Origin of the sequence: Methylomarinum sp. Ch1-1 (assembly GCF_030717995.2) — a bacterium.
Classification (GTDB): Bacteria; Pseudomonadota; Gammaproteobacteria; order Methylococcales; family Methylomonadaceae; genus Methylomarinum; species Methylomarinum roseum.
Map to the genome: position 1 here is coordinate 51,883 of NZ_CP157744.1, position 18,474 is coordinate 70,356.

At 44.3% G+C, this 18,474-nt stretch carries 17 protein-coding genes; 6 read left to right on the forward strand and 11 right to left on the reverse strand.

The window, feature by feature from the left end; translation table 11 throughout:
• Nucleotides 1-8: 8 nt before the first annotated feature.
• From Q9L42_RS20385 to Q9L42_RS20400, 4 genes are all read right to left on the reverse strand, one after another.
• Nucleotides 9-653 (reverse strand): hypothetical protein, encoded by a 645-nt coding sequence (locus Q9L42_RS20385; RefSeq protein WP_349432793.1) that lies wholly within the window; start codon nt 651-653, stop codon nt 9-11.
• A gap of 68 nt (nt 654-721) precedes the next feature.
• On the reverse strand, nt 722-955 hold the full coding sequence (locus Q9L42_RS20390; protein WP_349432794.1) for a hypothetical protein: 234 nt from the start codon (nt 953-955) through the stop codon (nt 722-724).
• Nucleotides 927-1,586 (reverse strand): response regulator transcription factor, encoded by a 660-nt coding sequence (locus tag Q9L42_RS20395; protein ID WP_349432795.1) that lies wholly within the window; start codon nt 1,584-1,586, stop codon nt 927-929. Before Q9L42_RS20395 ends, Q9L42_RS20390 begins: the two co-directional genes overlap by 29 nt.
• Complete coding sequence (locus tag Q9L42_RS20400) at nt 1,583-2,959, reverse strand: sensor histidine kinase (RefSeq protein ID WP_349432796.1); 1,377 nt, start codon at nt 2,957-2,959, stop codon at nt 1,583-1,585. Before Q9L42_RS20400 ends, Q9L42_RS20395 begins: the two co-directional genes overlap by 4 nt.
• Nucleotides 2,960-3,228: 269 nt before the next feature.
• Between Q9L42_RS20400 and Q9L42_RS20405 the strand changes: the two genes are divergently transcribed.
• Nucleotides 3,229-4,188, forward strand: a complete 960-nt coding sequence (locus tag Q9L42_RS20405; RefSeq protein ID WP_349432797.1) for a DUF2380 domain-containing protein — start codon at nt 3,229-3,231, stop codon at nt 4,186-4,188.
• 10 nt (nt 4,189-4,198) lie between these two features.
• Nucleotides 4,199-4,861, forward strand: a complete 663-nt coding sequence (locus Q9L42_RS20410) for a nitroreductase (protein WP_349432798.1) — start codon at nt 4,199-4,201, stop codon at nt 4,859-4,861.
• Nucleotides 4,862-4,987: 126 nt separating this feature from the next.
• On the opposite strand, the gene Q9L42_RS20415 is transcribed toward Q9L42_RS20410, so the two are convergent.
• Nucleotides 4,988-7,912: a Tn3 family transposase gene (locus Q9L42_RS20415; RefSeq protein ID WP_349432799.1), complete on the reverse strand. Its 2,925-nt coding sequence runs from the start codon at nt 7,910-7,912 to the stop codon at nt 4,988-4,990.
• Between the two features lie 263 nt (nt 7,913-8,175).
• Here Q9L42_RS20415 and Q9L42_RS20420 point away from each other — a divergent pair, with 263 nt between their 5' ends.
• The gene (locus Q9L42_RS20420) at nt 8,176-8,736 is read left to right on the forward strand and encodes a recombinase family protein (protein ID WP_305910522.1); all 561 of its coding nucleotides are present in this window, start codon (nt 8,176-8,178) and stop codon (nt 8,734-8,736) included.
• A 91-nt stretch (nt 8,737-8,827) separates the two neighbouring features.
• Here the strand turns inward: Q9L42_RS20420 and Q9L42_RS20425 are convergent, their stop codons facing one another.
• On the reverse strand, nt 8,828-9,277 hold the full coding sequence (locus Q9L42_RS20425) for a 3'-5' exonuclease (RefSeq protein WP_305910523.1): 450 nt from the start codon (nt 9,275-9,277) through the stop codon (nt 8,828-8,830).
• 184 nt (nt 9,278-9,461) lie between these two features.
• On the opposite strand from Q9L42_RS20425, the gene Q9L42_RS20430 reads away from it, so the two are divergent.
• Both Q9L42_RS20430 and recJ read left to right on the forward strand, forming a co-directional pair.
• Complete coding sequence (locus tag Q9L42_RS20430) at nt 9,462-11,456, forward strand: helicase-related protein (RefSeq protein WP_349432800.1); 1,995 nt, start codon at nt 9,462-9,464, stop codon at nt 11,454-11,456.
• A gap of 132 nt (nt 11,457-11,588) precedes the next feature.
• Complete coding sequence (recJ, locus tag Q9L42_RS20435) at nt 11,589-13,343, forward strand: single-stranded-DNA-specific exonuclease RecJ (RefSeq protein ID WP_305910525.1); 1,755 nt, start codon at nt 11,589-11,591, stop codon at nt 13,341-13,343.
• Between the two features lie 614 nt (nt 13,344-13,957).
• Here recJ and Q9L42_RS20440 read toward each other — a convergent pair.
• Nucleotides 13,958-14,236, reverse strand: a complete 279-nt coding sequence (locus tag Q9L42_RS20440; protein WP_432648914.1) for a Mu transposase domain-containing protein — start codon at nt 14,234-14,236, stop codon at nt 13,958-13,960.
• Between the two features lie 507 nt (nt 14,237-14,743).
• A complete protein-coding gene (locus Q9L42_RS20445; RefSeq protein ID WP_305910527.1) occupies nt 14,744-15,616 on the reverse strand; it encodes an HDOD domain-containing protein in 873 nt (290 codons plus the stop codon).
• 483 nt (nt 15,617-16,099) lie between these two features.
• Between Q9L42_RS20445 and Q9L42_RS20450 the strand changes: the two genes are divergently transcribed.
• The gene (locus Q9L42_RS20450) at nt 16,100-16,327 is read left to right on the forward strand and encodes a transposase (RefSeq protein WP_349432802.1); all 228 of its coding nucleotides are present in this window, start codon (nt 16,100-16,102) and stop codon (nt 16,325-16,327) included.
• Nucleotides 16,328-16,840: 513 nt separating this feature from the next.
• Here the strand turns inward: Q9L42_RS20450 and Q9L42_RS20455 are convergent.
• From Q9L42_RS20455 to Q9L42_RS20465, 3 genes are all read right to left on the reverse strand, one after another.
• Entirely contained in the window at nt 16,841-17,113 is a 273-nt protein-coding gene (locus Q9L42_RS20455; RefSeq protein ID WP_305910529.1) for a hypothetical protein, read from the reverse strand.
• Between the two features lie 142 nt (nt 17,114-17,255).
• Nucleotides 17,256-18,002, reverse strand: a complete 747-nt coding sequence (locus Q9L42_RS20460; protein ID WP_305910530.1) for a DNA/RNA non-specific endonuclease — start codon at nt 18,000-18,002, stop codon at nt 17,256-17,258.
• 46 nt (nt 18,003-18,048) lie between these two features.
• Nucleotides 18,049-18,330, reverse strand: a complete 282-nt coding sequence (locus tag Q9L42_RS20465; protein WP_305910531.1) for a hypothetical protein — start codon at nt 18,328-18,330, stop codon at nt 18,049-18,051.
• Nucleotides 18,331-18,474 lie beyond the last annotated feature (144 nt).

The following is an 18,474-nucleotide window of genomic DNA, read 5'->3' on the forward strand; positions in this document are numbered from 1 at the left end:
CTTCAGTTTTAAATAGGTGAGCAAGTCAGTTCACTTTGTTGAAGATTCATTTCCATCAAAGCGACACGAAGGTCTAGGTAGCTGATCCCTGGGTTATCCGGTAATTTTTGTAAGTAATTGAAAATCGGTTTCAATAAATACTGGTCGTTCTGTGAATTTTTTTTCTCGCCGGTTTTCTCAATCGCTTCATCAAGGTAATGCATTATCCAGTCATGGGCCTCAGGCTTTTTGAAATGATCATGCTTAATCGATTGAGTGGACAACAACTCTGCTAAATCGAAACTCAGTTGTGAGACATCTAATCCAAGTTTATGTGCCAGCCGCTCCTCTGATATAAGCAGAGTAGAGTGATCATTCAAAAAATTGATGATTTTAAGTAGCCGATCAGCTTTTTCTTTTTCCGGTCGAATCAAAACTTTCTTTTTGGATTTTCCGCCAAATCCGCTTCTCATCGCGCTATTTTTACCGCGCTCAATTTCTGCATGTACAGAACGCAAACCATGTTGTGAAATAATAGCCTCAAGCAGCATTGCAGTATGGACCACATCATTCAGCGCCCTGTGAGCGTCTCCTTCTGGGGTAATTCCGTACCGCTCAATAAAATCACTTAATGCACCTCTATTAAGGCCATTAACTCGACGAGCAATGGTCATGACGGACTAGCGGGAGCATTTGAACAGAAACTTACGGTTTCAACAAAATCCGGCTATGCAAAGTTTCTCTAAAGCGGCCGCTGACAATGATTCATTTCGAACAGGCTGGCCATCAGGTCCCGACCCATGGCTGTCATCGGCATCAAATCCCTAAACGTCAAAGGACCAGCAGTAAGCGGACAGTCAATTCCAGGTAAAATGGGCTTTGTTGCCACGAAGCCGACTTTGAAAAAGAGAACTCTTTTTCCGGTTCCTAATTCTGTTTTCTCTTCTTCAAGATAAATCCAAAAGATTAATGACATTCATCTTAATGGCTAGGCGAGTCAACTCGATATCACTGGTAACGCCAAGTTTTCGCTTGATCATATAATGGCTGTTCGATACGGTTTTAGGGCTGATGTTGAGTGTTTGAGCAATATCAGCTGTTGACCGGGCATCGACTAACATACGCAGAATATCGAATTCTCGTACTGTTAATTCTTGCAGCGCGATACTGTCGCCGCCTAATTTTTCCAGGGCCAAGGCTTGTGCAATGTCGGTGCTCAACGTGATTCGCCCTGCATAGACATCATGGATAGCCCGAATCAAAACATCCGGCGCACTGCTCTTGGTGACATAACCTAGCGCACCTGCCCTGATTGCCTGAACAGCAAAGCTTGGATTCTGGTGCATGCTGAATACCAGGATCTTCGCATCCGGGTATCGTTGTTTAATACGAACAATAGCTTCCAACCCCCCTTGGCCGGGCATTGAAATATCCATAACAGCTATCTCAGGGTTGCAATCCTTAAAACATGAATAGGCCTCTGCTCCATCAGCTGCTTCAGCAACCACTTCCATTCCTGGTTGCTTCTCTAACAGTGAGCGATAGCCTTCACGCACAACCGCATGATCATCAACCAGCAAAATTCTGATACTTTTCGAGTCTGTCATATCTGTGTCCCTGAAAGCGGCTGAACCGGAAGCCAAACATGGACGGCAAGCCCGCTGGGATTACCCGTTTTTAATGTCAACCGGCCTCCAAGTGCGGTGACACGCTCACGTATACCGAGCAGGCCAATTCCGGGGCCGTCTTCAAACGGCAGCTTCTTGGCTTTACCATCATCTTCGATAATGAGTTCAATGGTTGTGATTGAACTATTCTCGGAGACTGTCCGGAGTGTTACTTTCGCATGGTTAGCGGCTGAGTGTTTGGACACATTGGTCAGACATTCCTGAACAATACGAAAAATAGTAACGGGAATAGGTTCGGGTAACCGGTCAAGATCGCCATGAACAGCAAGGTTATAATGAGTCTTGCCGCCACTGCTGGCATTCCAGCCAGCCACCAGGCTTTTTAAACTGACTGTAAGACCCAGTTCATCAATGTCAGAAGGGCGTAAGCGCAATAATAATCCACGTATCGATTCCATCATATGATGGACAATACGACTGATTTTTTTCCCTTCCGGAACCAGTTCCGGGCATTCATTTTCTGCGGTTTGTGAAATGGAAGCAGCGACCGCATTGATCGCAGCCAGGCATTGACCAAACTCATCATGCAGCTCTCGAGCCAGGTAACGGCGCTCTTCCTCCTGAATATTCATCAGCTTTATTGCTAATTTCTTACGCTCGGACAGGAGCTGTTCCAGACTTGCCGCCAGTTGATTGATGGCCTTTCCGGTTCGCTGCCATTCATCTAACTCGAAAACGGGTAGCCGAAGAGACAATTCACCCTTTTCCATTTTCTCCAAGCCTGCAACGATCATCTGTGCCGGATGTAAAGCTCGACTCAAGGCGAAGTAAACCAGCAAGCAAAGGGCCAGAGTGGAGCTGGCAGATAAGCCCATTAAGCCACGGATGTTCTGCCAGGCGTTTGCTATTTCCATCTCAGCGCTGGGCGCAACGATAACAGAACCATGAATCCGCCCCTTGAATTCTACTGGTCGCACCACCTCCAGGCCGGGATGGAAAGCCCATTGGTAAAAGCTTTCAAACCACATTGGCCAGCTTCGTGACGTTATTTTAGCGCCATGGCAAATGTTGCGCCTGAGACTGTTATCCGCTGATAAGTAACTGATACAAATGCCGGACGCGGGACTGGTCTCTTTCCATAAATTAAAATCAGGGAAACGTTCCGGTTGACCAAAACCCGCATCGATACGCATCAATTGAAGTTCCAATTGCTTATCGATTGACTCAGCCGTTACTTGTGTATCGCGAATTGCTTGTTGATCAGCTTGATAAAGCACATAGGCTGCTGTTGCAATCAGGCAAGCGACAGCAATAAGAACAATACGTAAGAGGAGGTGAAATTTTAGATTCATGGTAAGCGCAAGCTTCAGTGAGATACTTTGCCGACGATTCAGCATCGGAAATTATTCATTTTTTAAATCATTTTAAGCCTGAATTCCGAGACTGGAATAGGGGTCGCAGGAAGGCCGGGCAAATTGCCCGACTTTTGCGGGCAAATATAAGGTTACGGACTTACATTGACTCGCTACTCTAACGACTATAAAACGAATATGATGAAACAATTAATAATAATGGTGTTACCGATGACATTTTTTTCAACGAGATACAGTGTACTTTTATTATGAACCCTAGAAACAATACAGGATTACGTCACCTGTTTGGCGTATTATTTTTATGCCTGTTCAGTGTTGGCGTATTTGCTGAAACCAGCATCGCTATATTGGATTTTGAATTAAAGGATTTAACTCTGGCGCCTCGAATACCTGCTGAAATCGAAAGAACGGCGGGCATAAAGGCTATGCTAGAAGGTGAATTAAAAAGAGCGGGCTATAAAATCATTGCTGTTGATTTGGATGCTCAACGTGAGGCCAACGCCGGTTTTGGGTATCTTTTTGACCACAATGATATTGCCGCAGAACTGGCTAACAAAGCCGGAGCTGAGTATGTATTGGTTGGCAGACTGCATAAACCCAGTTTTTTATTCGCATATATTATGGGTCATTTAGTCAGGGCTAGTGACGGCCAATTAATTGGTAATTACATTTCGGAGACAAAAGGCGGCGATAAAAAATTAACGCTAAAAGGTGTCGAAGATCTTGCCGTTAAAATTGACAAGGATTTAGATAAAATCTATACGCCGCCGCCACCGTCTAGGAAAGTCGGTCTCTCCGATACCTCTGCAGCGGCAGAAGCACCATCCGAGAAGCCGCACACCCTTGCCTTTGGCGATGCACAGCTCAAGTGGGGTTCATGCCCACCACTCTTTCCAAAAGGGTGCGAGATCGCCGTCCTTCACGGCGACCTTGCCAAACCCAACGCGGACGTGTTCCTCAAGGTGCCGGCGAACTACGCTATTCCGACCCATTGGCACTCTTCAGCTGAACGCATGGTCCTTGTTTCTGGAGAACTTCGCATCGAATATACTGGACACAGCCCGTCAGTTCTCAAGCCCGGCACTTACGCATACGGGCCGATTAAAGCTCCGCACAAGGCTTCATGCACCGACTCCGGGCCGTGCGTCCTTTTCATTGCATTCGAAGATCCCGTTGATGCCCACTTAGCCGAGGACTCTCAGAAGTAAAAGGTAGTCTATGAAAGTCTCGGAAGCTTTAGCAAAGCGTAAATCCACGCGTGCTTTTCTAAACAAAACTGTCGAGGTAGAGAAAATAAAACGTATTTTAAATGCCGCCAAACAGGCTCCTTCCGGTGTAAATACCCAGCCTTGGCAAGTTGCCGTGGTTATGGGTGAAAAAAAGACACTCTTGGAGCAACGTTTGGAAAATGCATATCGAAGCGGCATAAAAGAGAAAATGGATTATCAATATTATCCGTGTGAATGGCATGAGCCTTATAAGACAAGACGTAAGGCTTGCGGCCTCCAGCTTTATACCGCACTCGAAATCAGTCGAGATGACAAAGAAAAACAGATAGAGCAATGGGTTGCAAATTACAGGGCATTTGATGCGCCTATCATGCTTCTTTTCTTTATGGATTCCGATATGGCAACAGGCTCATTTTTGGATTATGGCATGTTTTTGCAATCAGTCATGCTGGCAGCCATTGAAGAAGGGTTGGCAACTTGCCCGCAAGCGGCATTGGCTGAATATCCGAAGATCATCAAAGAAACACTGGGGTATCCTGACAAGGTTATTCTCATTTGCGGTATGGCAATGGGCTATGAAGATCATCATGCCCCTGTAAATAACTATCGAACGACGCGCGAGGAAATTGACACGTTTTCCCGTTTCTTTTAAATGTATTTAGCTTTAGTCATTCGACCGTCGAGGCCGTCAGGGCCGACTGCTTCCGGTCAGTAAACATCATTTCCAGCGGCTGCTTTGGAATTGAAAAAAGTGCCAGGTTTGATCAAGAATATACACTCACTCTTCTTCAATAAAATAAGTTCCGTTCGGAAGTACGTGCTTGTACGGCAATAGGGAAATATGAGCCAGTGTTTCGTCGTCCACTAGTTCCCCTTGGTTTCTCAATCCTTCGACGATATCGCTAATTCTGGACGTATTCCAGTACAAGATCGCATTTGACACCAAGCTCAGGCAACTTGCCTTGTTCATGATCTCTTCGTAATCACCGGTGGTAAATTCACCTTGGTTGGCAAAGAAAACCCATCGTGGCAACTTATGCCGGTATTCCCCTTTGTTGAGTTGTAATTGCACGGTTCGGCGAAGGGGCTTGTCCGTGACATACCGCAGGATATATTCAGTTTTAATGATCCGCCCCAGATTGGTAAAAGCCCTCGAAAGCCGGTCTGCCGGAAAACTGTTGGTTAGGCGCTGGACAATTACATGCGCCGGAGCCGTTCGCTCCTTCAGAGATTGGGCAACATGGATCATCGCTTCCCACTGCTCTTCGACAATATCAATATCGGCTGTTTTGTTAAGCAAGGGGTTGAAGATGCCGTGATTAACGTTTCGATCTACTTTGTAGAGCTGTTGATCTTTTAGGTCGCGAATTCTGGGCATGAAGTAATAACCCAGCAGGTAGCACAAGGCGAACACGATTTCGGTATAGCCGTGGGTGTCCGTCGTGTGCTCCCGGATTTTCAGGATAGAGTTGTTTTCCAGTAAGCCATCCAAGACGTACAACGCTTCTCTGGGGCTACAGGATATAGCCTTGGTGCTGTACACGGCATATTGGTCGGACACATGGGTATATATTCCGATCGCTTTCTCATAATAGCCGTAGTACCTGGGATAATAAGAGGCTAGCAGACTGTCTGCCCTGATCTTGAAACGCTGAGCATCGGATGACGATAACGTACCCGAGCCATGAATATCGCTAAATGGCAACTGATGATGCTGATTAACAATTTCGGCACTGGCATTTTTGTTGGTTTCCTCACGCACATAAAATTGTAAGACGTGTCTCAACATATCCACGGTAACACCTTTGACACTGGCGCTCATGGCGACCACACCCAGATTGGTTGCTTGTGAGATCATCGCGGCAATCAGGGTTTTGTAAAAATTTGCCGGTCTGGACTGGTGTTGCTGTAGGGGAATAAAGTGTCGGCTAAACCCCGTTTGCTGATCCACTTCCATCAGCAACTGCTCAATTCGAATAGGTGGCAGACTGGCATCAATGACTTTCTGCAGCTTGATGACGGCATCGGGAATTTCGGCTTTGTCGTCTTTTTTCAGCTTCAACTTACCATCCTTGATTTCTGCAAACGTATCTGGGCCAAAGCATTTTTCAGCTTTACCAACGGCCTGATGGAATTGCAATGTCAGTGTTGATTTAACGGCATCCTGATAAGGTTGCTGAAGTGCTTCGTACGAAGCCTCTCGGTTGGCTTGCCAGTGGCGCTCATCCAGCATAAGACCCCAGAACGACACATGCTGCTTACTTTGCGGCAGATACAAATCGCCAGAGCGAAGCGCCTCTTTCATGGCTATCGCAAGCCCCAGTTCCCAGGCATTGCGCTTGATATGGCCGTCCTTATCCTTGTATGAGCGGCGAAGCTCTTGCGGCATAAATCCTGTCGGGGCATTATCGGGAATCTTCTTGAGAATACCGGCATCCAACTGACGGACAAGGTTAATCACATTCATTAACGGCTCTGTGCCGGATTTTACGGCAAACGGCAACTGAATAAATTCGGCAAAATATTTGCGTAAGCTGGGGTAACGCCCCAACAAAATATCGCCATACCCGCGCTCTTCCAGCCGCTTGAAGCTATGCAGATCGGTAATGGATTCCAGCAACTGTTTCTCGCTAACCTGTTGCCATAGATCGGTTTTATGCAGGGGTTTGTCGTCCGGCCAATCGATAATTAACTGGGTGGTATCGAGTACCGTATCAATGGCTTTTTTCTGACGCTTACGAAACTCACGGTGTTTCATTTCATGAATGTGCTTCGCTTTTCGTAGCATGTCCATGATGAACTGGTCGTGCATCTTGACCAGGGAATCCAGTAAACCCTTACGGGTTTCCAGAAGAAAACAGGCCATCATGGCATAGCGTTTGGGTTCCTTGAAACGCTTGATGTCTCTTGCGTTGTAGCGGACGGCGAGTTTGTAAAGATAATCGATAAAAGCGGGATCGACGCACTGTGCTTCAAGTTTACCAATACCTGTCTCTTCAAGTGTCCGGTATCGCTCCAGGTAACTTTGGATGGACGAGATCGAGGCTGACGGCGGATATTCTTTTAGCAGGTAAAATAGTGAACGTTGGTCACCGGCTTGTACGACCAATAGGTTATCAATAGCTGTTCTCAGTTCGGGTGTAAGCCTGTCACACAAAACTTCAAATAACTGTTCGTGCGTTTCGGCGCAGACGCTGATAACCAGACGCTCTAACACACTGGCTCCAGGCAATACGACACGCTCGGCCAATAGATAGCGTTCGGCCCGTAAGAATAGCTCGTCGGGCAGATTTGCTTGCAAAGCTTGTTGCTCCAACCATTTTTGCAATCGAGCCTGGGCTTCATCGTCGTATTTGGAAAAACCCAGATAATTCAGAATATTTTTTCGGTACTCAGAAAATGTCGCTTCACGATCCGGTGTTGGTACCGTAAGCGAAGGCGGCAAACCCAATTGGTTATTGAGGTAGTTGACAATACGGGGTGAAAGGCCGTTGACCTCGGCCAGAAAGCGGCCATACAAGCGTAACGCGCTTAACTGGATGGCAATGAATATCCGGGAATTTTTTCGGTATTTGCTGATTTCCTTTTTGTCAGCATCGGAAAGTGTCCAGTCCCTGGCCATTTCTTCATCTGAGAAATCCTGTGGCAGCTTGATTGACTGGTAACGTTGCCGTTGGTTTAGGAACCCTTCATTGGTAGTCATCGTTAACTGCACTCGCTGATTTGTACAAATTTCTTCAAGAAACGGGCGATAATTAGAATTCCTGGAAAGGCGGGTTCTGATTTTGAAATAACACCTATCACAAATGCTAGATTACGATTTCGGCTTCTATAACTGTGCATTTGAATCTTGCTCTAGCTGCACATACAAATAAAGCGCTATTTTGTGCATTTGTAATTGAATTACAATAAATGCACAGCTTATAATCTGCACACATTCTATATGCACAAAACAGCCAAAACAACATGACTTCATCAAAAATCGGCTATTGCCGAGTATCCACAACGGAGCAAAATATGGCGGCCCAGTTGGAATTACTTAACAAGGCGGGTTGCCATGAGATTTTCAAGGAAAAAGTATCAGGAAGTAATGCTGATCGTCCCGAGTTAAAAATGTTACTGGCTTACATTCGTAAAGGCGATACCGTTACGGTGACAAAACTTGATCGGTTAGCACGATCAACCAAGGATTTGTTGAACATAGCCGAAGCGATAAAAAAGAAAGGCGCTGACTTTGAAGTCCTCAACATTAATTTAGACACTAAATCTCCAACCGGGCAATTGATGCTTACCATGCTGGCCGCTATTGCTGAATTTGAAAGAGGCATTATGTTGGAACGCCAAAGGGAAGGCATTGATATTGCTAAAGCGGATGGAAAATATAAAGGACGTAAGCCGATTAATGAAGCCAAGCTACAACAAGTGCAAAAGCTGGTCGACAGTGGCACAAGCGTTAGTAAAGCGGTTTCTGATGTAGGTATCGGTCGGCGTACTTATTATAAAGCTATTGAAGAAGGCCGGATTTAACTCCGGTTTTTATTGGAGATCAGGGCACAAACTTACGGTTATGAATTGGAAACTGATGGCGAAACCGTAAGTTTCTGTTCAAATGCTCCCGCTAGTCCATGACATCCATTTTATTGTCGAAATTACCGGGTGCCAACCCATAACGTTCGTTTTGGTCTTGGATTGCCGGAATATCAAATATCGTTGAATTAAACCCAGACACCAAATGTTTTGCCGAAAAATTTAAACAGGCTTCCGCCCAAAGGGCATGCCAATTAGACTTATCGTTGACCATGGCCTGGGTGACGCCAGTGATCTCAGTTGATGATGGAGTAATAAGATTTTCAGGATTTACTAAAGATGTTGCTGAAAATACTCGCCCGTCCCTTAAAATGTGTAGACAGCCAATTTCACAAATACCAAAATTGGGCCTCCCTAAAAAATCAGTTGTTTCCAAATCGATAAAACTGATAATGCGACCCTGCTCCCTGGCCAATGCCGTGATATTCGGCAATTTAATTCTCGTTGGAGTAAGCAAAGACTTCCAATGATCAACCGACATTTTTTTCTCCGGTCTATTGTTATTAATTCGTCACGGTCTTATCGATACACACAATTGACACCATGATTTATTTTGAAACAAACGTTGATAAAAAATTTGTGAAAGACAAATGATTGACATCATTTTATGAGTTAATAAAATATATGGTAATATGTAATTATAAAATTATCAATTTTTGCTAAACATGCGTATTTTTGAATTTCATCAGTCAACACATCAAAGCACCACCTTAGGGCGCATGAAAGGGCTAGGTATCGACGGATTCCATGAGTTACCCCTGTTGTTCCCGCGAAAATACCAAGATGTCAGACGTCAGCATGTCAGTACCGATTTTTCGAAATTGCAGCATCGCCTAGGAGAAAAGGTATTTATAGGGTGCAAATTAGTTGGCCAGCCCTTAGTCAAATTCGATGCAGTAAAAAAGCTTTCCACCACTGATTTTACTATTTCCGATCGCCATGGCTTTTATGTAAATTGCCGTTTATTTGGCGGTTCGCGTGACTTCATTACAAAACTAAAAGCTAGGCCGGTCTTCTGTCTTCAAGTTACCGTTGATGATTTTCGCGGGAACCTTCAGTTTAAAAGCATTAACTGGGTGGACATGAAGTGGGTTGGACGCATCATGCCAATTTACCCCGGAAAAACGAAGTATATTTCGCCAGACACCGTTCGTGAAAAAATGCTGGATATGATGGATATGGCTATTCCCCAGTGCCTAGATTATTTACACAAGCAATTTTTCATCAAAACCCAGGATGATGAAATTCGTCTGCTGAAATCAGTTGGAAGCAATCAAAAAACGTTGCTCGACTTAATCAAGCAGCTGCATCTTCCTCCTACAATAGAGCAAGGCGAAATGGCACAAACGATTTGGCGACGCTTGGCAGCCAAATACTTGCTGGACACAGCGGAAAAGAGTATTGCTCAAAAGACAGTGAAAAAGTCAGCCATTGATATTTCAAACGCACTACTTCAGCAAGTTATATCTGAAATGCCGTCTAAGTATCGGTTAACCTATGATCAGGAAGTGGCTACACGAGACATTATTGATGATATTCGAAGCGCTCGTCCTATGAATCGATTACTCAGCGGCGATGTAGGCACCGGAAAATCAATTCCTATTTCGATAGCCGCCGCTGCCATAGCTCGGGCAGGCAAAAATGCCGTAATTTTAATGCCGAATGAAAGCTTAGCTGAGCAATTACGCCGCGATATTGCCGAATGGTGGCCAGACACTGATCCCAAGCTGGTTGGCGGCAGCATAAAAGGTTTGCCGGATAGCAGAATTTTGGTTGGAACTACTGCACTAAATCACCGAATAAAAAAAGACTATTTGGTCGATTTACTAATTATAGATGAACAGCACAAGCATAGCTCTGCGCAACGATTAAAATTGGCTCGGCGTTACACGAATGTTTTAGAAGCATCGGCCACACCAATCCCTATGATAATGGGTAGAGTAAAATTTACCGGTATGGAAATATCAGTACTGCGAGAGGCATATATTGATAAAACGATCCACACTCATCTAACAGAAGGAAACCCTGAAGATAAGCAAGGTATGTTCATGCATATCCGAGATATTGTCGCTCAAGGCTCCCAAGCCCTGATTATTTATCCGCTAGCGGATACTAAAGATGAGGAAAAGGAAAAGAAATCTGCAGAAAAAGCTTTTTCTGCTTGGGAGAAATTCTTCCCCGGGCGTGTACGATTTATGCACGGCCGACTAAAAACAGAAAACAAATTAGCCAGCATAGACGCCTTAAAAAAAGGGGATGCTGACATTTTATGTAGCACAACCGCGGTTGAAGTTGGTCTCAATATTCCTAAACTGAGGGCATTGGTCATTGTAAATGCGGACCGTCTTGGACTCAATCAAATCCACCAGTTACGCGGACGGTTGGCTCGCAATGGCGGAGAAGGGCATTGCTACCTCTATACCCCTGATCCGATCTCAGATAAAGCACGGGATCGCCTTAAGTTTCTTGAGCAATGTAATGATGGTTTTGAGATTGCGGAGCAAGATATGCGTATGCGAGGTTTTGGGGAATTACATAAAAATTCAGATACTCAGACCGGCTGGGATGAAACTTTTTTGCCCAACCAATCCATTACGATTGAAGATGTAGATTGGTTCTTGTCTCAAAATCCAACTGATGAGCCTGCAATGACGTATTGAGCATCCACTAGTCGAGTATGGTGGCGACAATTTTGCAGCCGATTAATATAGAAATATTTTATTTAACATATATAGTTAACAACATATATATATTAACTTATAATTTTAATTAATTATAAAGGAAATACTGTTATGTTAAAGAAAAAATGGCGTCGTCGCCCACTCTCAAAGACTTGTAATGCCTGGTCAAAACAACAAGGCTTCAATGACTTGCTTTCAGTATTGATTGCCGGCCGCTTTTCCGACCCTGAAATTCTTGAAAAAGCATTGCTCTCAACGAACAAAGATTTGGATCTACCTGATTCTCTGCCGGATATTAGCAAGGCGGCCGAACGAGTAGCCGACGCGATTGAACAGGGCGAAATTATTGCGCTCGAAACTGATCATGATGCCGATGGCATTACCTCTCACGCGGTATTGCATGAGGTAATAACAACCTATTTTAATTACCCTTCTGAAAATCTGCTGTCATTTATTGGCCATCGTCTTAAAGAAGGTTATGGCTTGTCCGATTCATTAGCTCAACGAATTTTAGTCAATCCAATCAAGCCGGCTCTGATTATTACAGCTGACAATGGTTCATCTGATGAGCCGCGTATTGCCCTATTAAAGCGACACGGGATCGATACAATCGTTACCGACCATCATGAAATTCCTGATGAAGGCATACCTAAAAGCGCTTATGCCGTTGTTAGCCCGGCCCGGGCAGACAGCCAATATCCGGACAAAATGATCGCGGGCTGTATGGTTGCCTGCTTGTTAATGGCAATGACTCGCAAAATATTAATGCATCGCGGATATTTTACTGAGACACCACCTTCAGTAAGCGGCGTTTTTGATTATGTTGCCTTAGGCACCGTGGCAGATTGTGTAAGCATGGCAAAAAGCAAAAACAATCGGTTAATTGTTAAGCACGGATTAAGACTGATTAATCAGGCTAATCGCCCATGCTGGCAAGCACTAAAAGAAAACGGCAAAGAAATAACATCCACTGATCTAGCCTTCGGTATCGCTCCTAAGCTAAATGCATCTGGACGTCTTGATGATGCTATGGTTGGTGTAGAATTCTTATTGAGTCAAGATGCTTCACAAGCCGTAGAAATAAATGCCTTGCTAGACGGAGAAAACCAAAAGCGGAAAGAAATTGAGAAAAATCTCAAAGATGAAGCGATGATCCTTGCCGAGGAATCAGTCAAGGATGGGTTTACAGCGATCGTCACATACCTAAAGAATGGGCATGCAGGTGTTCATGGCATCGTGGCATCCAGGTTGACCGAGGCATTTGGTAGACCTTCAATTGTCATTTCCCCGAAACTCGGAGAAGAGGGCGTTGCATCAGCTTCTGCTCGTGGCGTCGAAGGCTTGCATGTCCGCGATGCCCTGCAGTATGTAGCTAACAAAGATCCTAACATATTAATTAAGTTTGGCGGACACGAGGGGGCTGCAGGCCTCACCTTACGTGTTGAAGATATTCCGCGATTTCGCAAATTATTTGATGAGGCGGTAAATCAACAAATTAATGAATCCAACATTGGCCCAGTAATTCTGACAGACGGGGAAATTGCGCCATATTACATAACGCTTAATACGGTTGACTCTTTCAATCAATTACAACCATTTGGCAGAGGAATGGATGCACCCGTATTCGAAGCTGAATTGGTTGTCGACAGAATACGACGGATAGGGAATGGCGCCCACCTAAGCATTCAGTTCAACGTCAATGGATCGAATGTAAAAGGTGTCTGGTTTAATGCGCTCGATGCTGAAGCAGAAGACAGTGAAATTCCTATTAGCCCATCAGAGACATGCCGAGTCTTGTTTTCAATGGATAAAAATTTTTTTAGAGGACAGACGTCTTTGCAACTAATGATTAAAGACATCGCTTGACGACAACTTAGCATCCATCAGAACCACCGTCGGCCATGTCTTGTCACGCTTCATGCGTGAAGTCGAGATCGAGCGGCATTGCTTCCTGTGATGCCGCGCCGTCGTCGAGCCTGTTGTCAGGCTTGCAAGCGTTCTTTCAGGCCGGTCTCCGTCAGCCGTGGCGTGTCGATGACTAGCGCGCCACTATTTTTGCGAAAGCTTGTTTTGGGCATCCCAGCCCAATCAAGCGGCAAAAAAATTACGTGGCAACTATTGCCTTCGACAGACCCGATTCGTCTTGCGTCCGCGCCACTCCACCACATCATCGTAAACTCGATGCGGGCTCCGTCGCACTTCCACAAATGACTTGACGCCGTGTCGGGAAGCCGATTATTTTGCCTCCACTTTCGCCCTCGCTTCGATTCCGACAAAATAATCGGCCCTACGCCTATCGGGGGACTAAAAATCTTCACTTCGTTGGCGCTCCGTTTCCAAGATTTTCAGCAGCCGCATCAGGACCTCTTATGGTCTTTGATGTGTTCGCTCAACACCTGCTTGGCGCCGGCCAGTTGATCTTTGTGGATTTTCGGCGACGAGGTTTTCAACAAGGCACATAAGGCCGTCGCCAGCGTCGCTTATCCCAACAACTTACCCAAGTCGTTTTCCAATCTTTCGACGAGCAGGCTTGGATCTCGGTTCTTGATGATATGGCGGACAGCATGCTCGGCGATCACGTCACCGCTGCCGAGATCGCTGATGCGCAGGATGCCTTGGTCTTCAAGAACCGTGACCCGAGCGCTTTGATAGACCAACGGCACCGAGTATTTATTCGAGCGCCAGGCGATCAGACCGGTTTTATCCGCTTTGCGGGTCAGTTGAAATGCCTGTGTCGAGGACTTAATTTTGGGAGCGATTCTTTAAGTGCAGCCAAAAGTGCCGCACTTTTTGATATTGCCGCAGAAAGCGCAGCCAAAAGTGCCGCACTTTTAGCCGCACCACTGAAAATGTAGTCTGATGCCCAGCTATTTATTAGCTCGACCAAAAGCTCACAAGCGCGCCACTATTTTTGCGAAAGCTTGTTTTGGGCATCCTAGCCCAATCAAGCGACAAAAATTACGTGGCAACTATTGCCTTCGGCGGCCTCGATTCGTCCTGTGTTCGTACCACTCCGCCACATCATCGTAAACTCGATGCGGGCTCCGTCGCACTCCCACAAATGACTTTAGGGAAATGCTTTGGTTTAGTGCTTTTTTGAGATGAATGGAGAGATTTTTAGCGGATAGATTCATTAGTTTGTAAGCTAATGAAAGAGCATGAAATGAGATATTTATCTGATAACTAAGAATGTGTTAATCAAGCAAAAAAAAATGCTTGATTAACATAGGTAGTGAGTAAAACCAGGAATTTATGCCTCTTGCAAATCATGTGTTGTTGCAGCAGGAGTTGTTAGGCATAATAACCTCAAAAACCTTGGCGAACTCTTCAGTAAATCTAGCGACAACCTCAGCAACTTGAGCAGTAGTGAGCATCATAATATTTAGACTTTTGATGTTGATTTGAGGGATCCCTTGTTCTGGAGGAGTTCCTTGTTCAGCGAGATAAATTAGCTCTGTAGCAATCGATAAAATGTTTGCCTCTAAAAGAAACTCTTTGGCTTTTTCCGGCGTTGGATAGCAACTTATTGCTTCGGAAAGCGAATCAGGTAATCTCCAAAACCTCATTAACTCGCCTCCAACTTCAGCATGAGTAAAGCCAAACTCTTTATTCTCTAAAAATAATATGCACGAATCATTGCGACCAGCCTTTTCTAAAATCTTTAGGGACTCCTTGGGTTTTGTATGATAAAGAACAAGAGAGCCCAATTTATGCAAAAGCCCAGCCAAAAATAAGCGCTCACAATGTAATACGCCACTAGCTTCAGCTAAGAGTTTGCACATTACTCCGCACTGGATGCTTCGCACCCAGAACGCATGCATATCAATTAATTCATAAGGGATTTGATCAAACACCTCAAGAACAGATGTCGACAAAATCATATTACGTATCTCTTCTATTCCTACAAGAACAGATGCTCTAGAAATAGTGTCGACTTTTGTTCTAAATCCATAAAGTGGCGAATTAACAAGTTTTAATAATTTCGTACTCAACCCAGGATCTTTTCGGATTAGTGCGGCAATCGCATCAAGCGAAGAATCAGGGCTTTCAATTAGATTTGATACTTTGTAATAAATATCGGGTAAAGCGAATAGCTCAAAGGGATGGTTAATTATTGATATTGCAGTTCTTGTGCTCATAAAATTTCAATGCGGCAACGCACTTTATTTTGCAGTGGCATTGCATAAATAAGCCAGAAATTAGTAAAGCCCGTATCTTTTCAATATTGTCGCGTAAAGATGTGCCGGGCAGGAATTACTAGAGGCTTAGTAAAGCCTGATGCGGAAATAATTTCTCTGTTGAACAAAAAAGATAGGGATGTTTGTGCTTGCCTCCAAGTAGTACTTTGGCTTGAAGCTACGGTTTTGGCTAGATTGCGAGCAATACCGTTTAACAAAAAAAATGATAATAAGTTTGATTTGTCTTTCAATTTCTGATCTGTAATATTATATTTTTGAGTGGTTATTAAGTAATTATATAACATAAAGTGTAATACTTATAATTGACTCCTCTGTACACGACAAAAAAATATAACTAATTGATTTTCAAGGAAGGAAGATAAAGGCCTTGAAAGGCTATCGCTAATCGGTTTCACTCTCTGCGACCAAACAGGAGGTTAAGCGGTGGGGATCGATGTCGGCATCAAGGATGTGGCGGTGACCAGCGACGGGTTTTTCACCGGCGCACCGAGGTACAGCTACCGCTATCACCGCAAGCTCAAGCGAGCCCAGCGGCAGTTGGCACGTATGCAAAAAGGCTCAAGCCATTGGCGCCGGCAACAGCTCAAGGTGGCGAGGTTGCATAAAAAAATCGCCAATAGCCGCCAGGACTTAATGTGGCCGGGATGCTGAAAAACCGCCGGCTGGCCCGGTCCATCACCGATGTCGGGATGTGGGCGACAAACTGCTCCTGCGTTTGCTGCATTCGCGGCGTCCTGCCGCTTAGCGACACACCCACAGGCAGCTTAACCGAACGGTTCCTGCCTGGTCACAATGAAGCATGCAGACACTGATGAAGGATAAGTGCCGACACTTATTCGCTGGGTGCATTCCATAGTTATCAACAGATCCTGTAGATAACTATGTTGATAACTTGTATTTTTTTTTAAGGAACAGGCTAAATAAAAGGCCTGGGATCAAATTGACTAAAAATTAGACAGGCAAATGTGGGTGACAAACTGTCCCTGTGCTTGCTGCATTTGCGGTGTTCTGACGCTTGGCGACACTGTCACAGACAGCTTAGCCGAACGGTTTCTGCCTAGTCGCGAGCTGCATGCAGACATTTGAGCGCGAGCCTGAGTCGGTTGAATGGATCGATCTACTCAAGGCCCAAAGTGTTTGCTCCAGAGCTACTCTGAAACAGGCTTACTTGAAATTTGGCTTTAAAATATTAGCTGAGCTTTTACTAACTTGTTTTTTTGCTTCAAAAACAGCGCGACCGTCGCGCACACCTCTGTACTGGTGATACCGAGGATGCGACTTGTCTGGGCATGAATCTAAAATCTCATTAAGCTCTTGCAAACTCTTATTAAATAGTAAGGGTGTAACAGCCTTTATCCATGTCTTGATATCATCAAACTTGGGTTTGTTCTCGGCAAACCGATCGCTTAAATTGATGATTTTTTCTTTATCGCTCATAATTTCTTCGCTTAAATGATAAAGGAATTGTTTTTATGTTTAAAAAATATTCTATTTTTGAAAAAAATTAAGTCAAACAAAAAGTGCATTTTTTTTTAACAATGCTAACTGTTTAATAGTTTAACGCGTCAAAAAAATTTCTCTAGCTTTTGTTGCAATTTCTCGGGACCGGCCAACTAGTTTTAAGCTTGTCGTGCTTTAAATAATCTGCTACGGGCATCACTTCTCCGGTAATTTTTTCAATGTCGGCAACAGAAACTAAGTATTTGTCAAGACGGCTCTTTTTTGCTTGATGGTTGTTAGGTAGAACCCATGCGATTACACGGTCCTGACGAACAATAACTTTCCAAAAATAATCAGGCGTTCTAACCCCATGACTCTGAACAAAATAATCATTGCTTTTATCGTCGCCCCAAATGACGCCACCCAACACCAGCAATTCATCGATGTCACGATAACATTCGGCTATCAACTCAGTCTGATAAAACGCTCCTCGGTTTAGCTCTGCTGTTTGCGGCAAAATATTTGTCATGTAGTTGGTTTGCATGATTGATACACGATTATTGTCTTGTGAATTCGCATTAACCATGTGCCCTCTATCCCATCGCTCACCTTTTTTCTTGTAGGTTCCGGTACTTTTTTGCTGACATAGCTTTGAAACGTTAGGGTCTGAAGAAAATTTTTTTGATCGAGGAATATTGCCATTGTCATGCTGAACATTAAATCGGTACTTGACGGCGGCTCGTTCTTTACAATCAACCCAAACGGTGAAGCCTTCATAATTCAGTCGCAACAAGCCGCTCGCTTCTTTTTGAATATCAAAGGCATGAGATATGGAAAGGCATGTTGTAAAATAGAGGCTGGCAAACAGTGATATTCTAAATTTCATAAGAACGGGGACAATTAGAAGATGTTTTACATAGATTGTATTTTAATCATGTATTGGTAGCGTATGGATCATCGCCCATGCAAGCAATTTCTTCGTTAACGGACCTTCCCATTATCAATCCGCCTAACCAATGATATTGCTCCAATGTTCGGTCCGGACATTCATTTAAGATTTCGCGAAGAGCGTCAAGATCATCAAATGGAGAAATGCTATCCATTTGAGCAATCCACTGATCGGCGGCGGTTTCCTCATCGGCCATACCCTCTAATTCCTTGCTGGCACGAAACTGTTGAATATGAGTGATGTTGTTTTTCGAGGCCCTGTTCATTGTTAACTGATCTCCTAAGTAAGAACGCAATGTCTTTCTGTTGTAATGCTCTTGCTACGTAATATCTAACAAAACATAATTACACAAAAAACAGTTAAAAACTAATAAAAAAACGTTAAATAGTTATCACAATCAACTTATTAA

Bases quoted from the DNA above. Each gene is read 5' to 3' on its own strand.
- Q9L42_RS20385 (WP_349432793.1), bottom strand. From the start codon at position 653: ATGACCATTGCTCGTCGAGTTAATGGCCTTAATAGAGGTGCATTAAGT.
- Q9L42_RS20390 (WP_349432794.1), bottom strand. From the start codon at position 955: ATGTCATTAATCTTTTGGATTTATCTTGAAGAAGAGAAAACAGAATTA.
- Q9L42_RS20395 (WP_349432795.1), bottom strand. From the start codon at position 1,586: ATGACAGACTCGAAAAGTATCAGAATTTTGCTGGTTGATGATCATGCG.
- Q9L42_RS20400 (WP_349432796.1), bottom strand. From the start codon at position 2,959: ATGAATCTAAAATTTCACCTCCTCTTACGTATTGTTCTTATTGCTGTC.
- Q9L42_RS20405 (WP_349432797.1), top strand. From the start codon at position 3,229: ATGAACCCTAGAAACAATACAGGATTACGTCACCTGTTTGGCGTATTA.
- Q9L42_RS20410 (WP_349432798.1), top strand. From the start codon at position 4,199: ATGAAAGTCTCGGAAGCTTTAGCAAAGCGTAAATCCACGCGTGCTTTT.
- Q9L42_RS20415 (WP_349432799.1), bottom strand. From the start codon at position 7,912: ATGACTACCAATGAAGGGTTCCTAAACCAACGGCAACGTTACCAGTCA.
- Q9L42_RS20420 (WP_305910522.1), top strand. From the start codon at position 8,176: ATGACTTCATCAAAAATCGGCTATTGCCGAGTATCCACAACGGAGCAA.
- Q9L42_RS20425 (WP_305910523.1), bottom strand. From the start codon at position 9,277: ATGTCGGTTGATCATTGGAAGTCTTTGCTTACTCCAACGAGAATTAAA.
- Q9L42_RS20430 (WP_349432800.1), top strand. From the start codon at position 9,462: ATGCGTATTTTTGAATTTCATCAGTCAACACATCAAAGCACCACCTTA.
- recJ (WP_305910525.1), top strand. From the start codon at position 11,589: ATGTTAAAGAAAAAATGGCGTCGTCGCCCACTCTCAAAGACTTGTAAT.
- Q9L42_RS20445 (WP_305910527.1), bottom strand. From the start codon at position 15,616: ATGAGCACAAGAACTGCAATATCAATAATTAACCATCCCTTTGAGCTA.
- Q9L42_RS20455 (WP_305910529.1), bottom strand. From the start codon at position 17,113: ATGAGCGATAAAGAAAAAATCATCAATTTAAGCGATCGGTTTGCCGAG.
- Q9L42_RS20460 (WP_305910530.1), bottom strand. From the start codon at position 18,002: ATGAAATTTAGAATATCACTGTTTGCCAGCCTCTATTTTACAACATGC.
- Q9L42_RS20465 (WP_305910531.1), bottom strand. From the start codon at position 18,330: ATGAACAGGGCCTCGAAAAACAACATCACTCATATTCAACAGTTTCGT.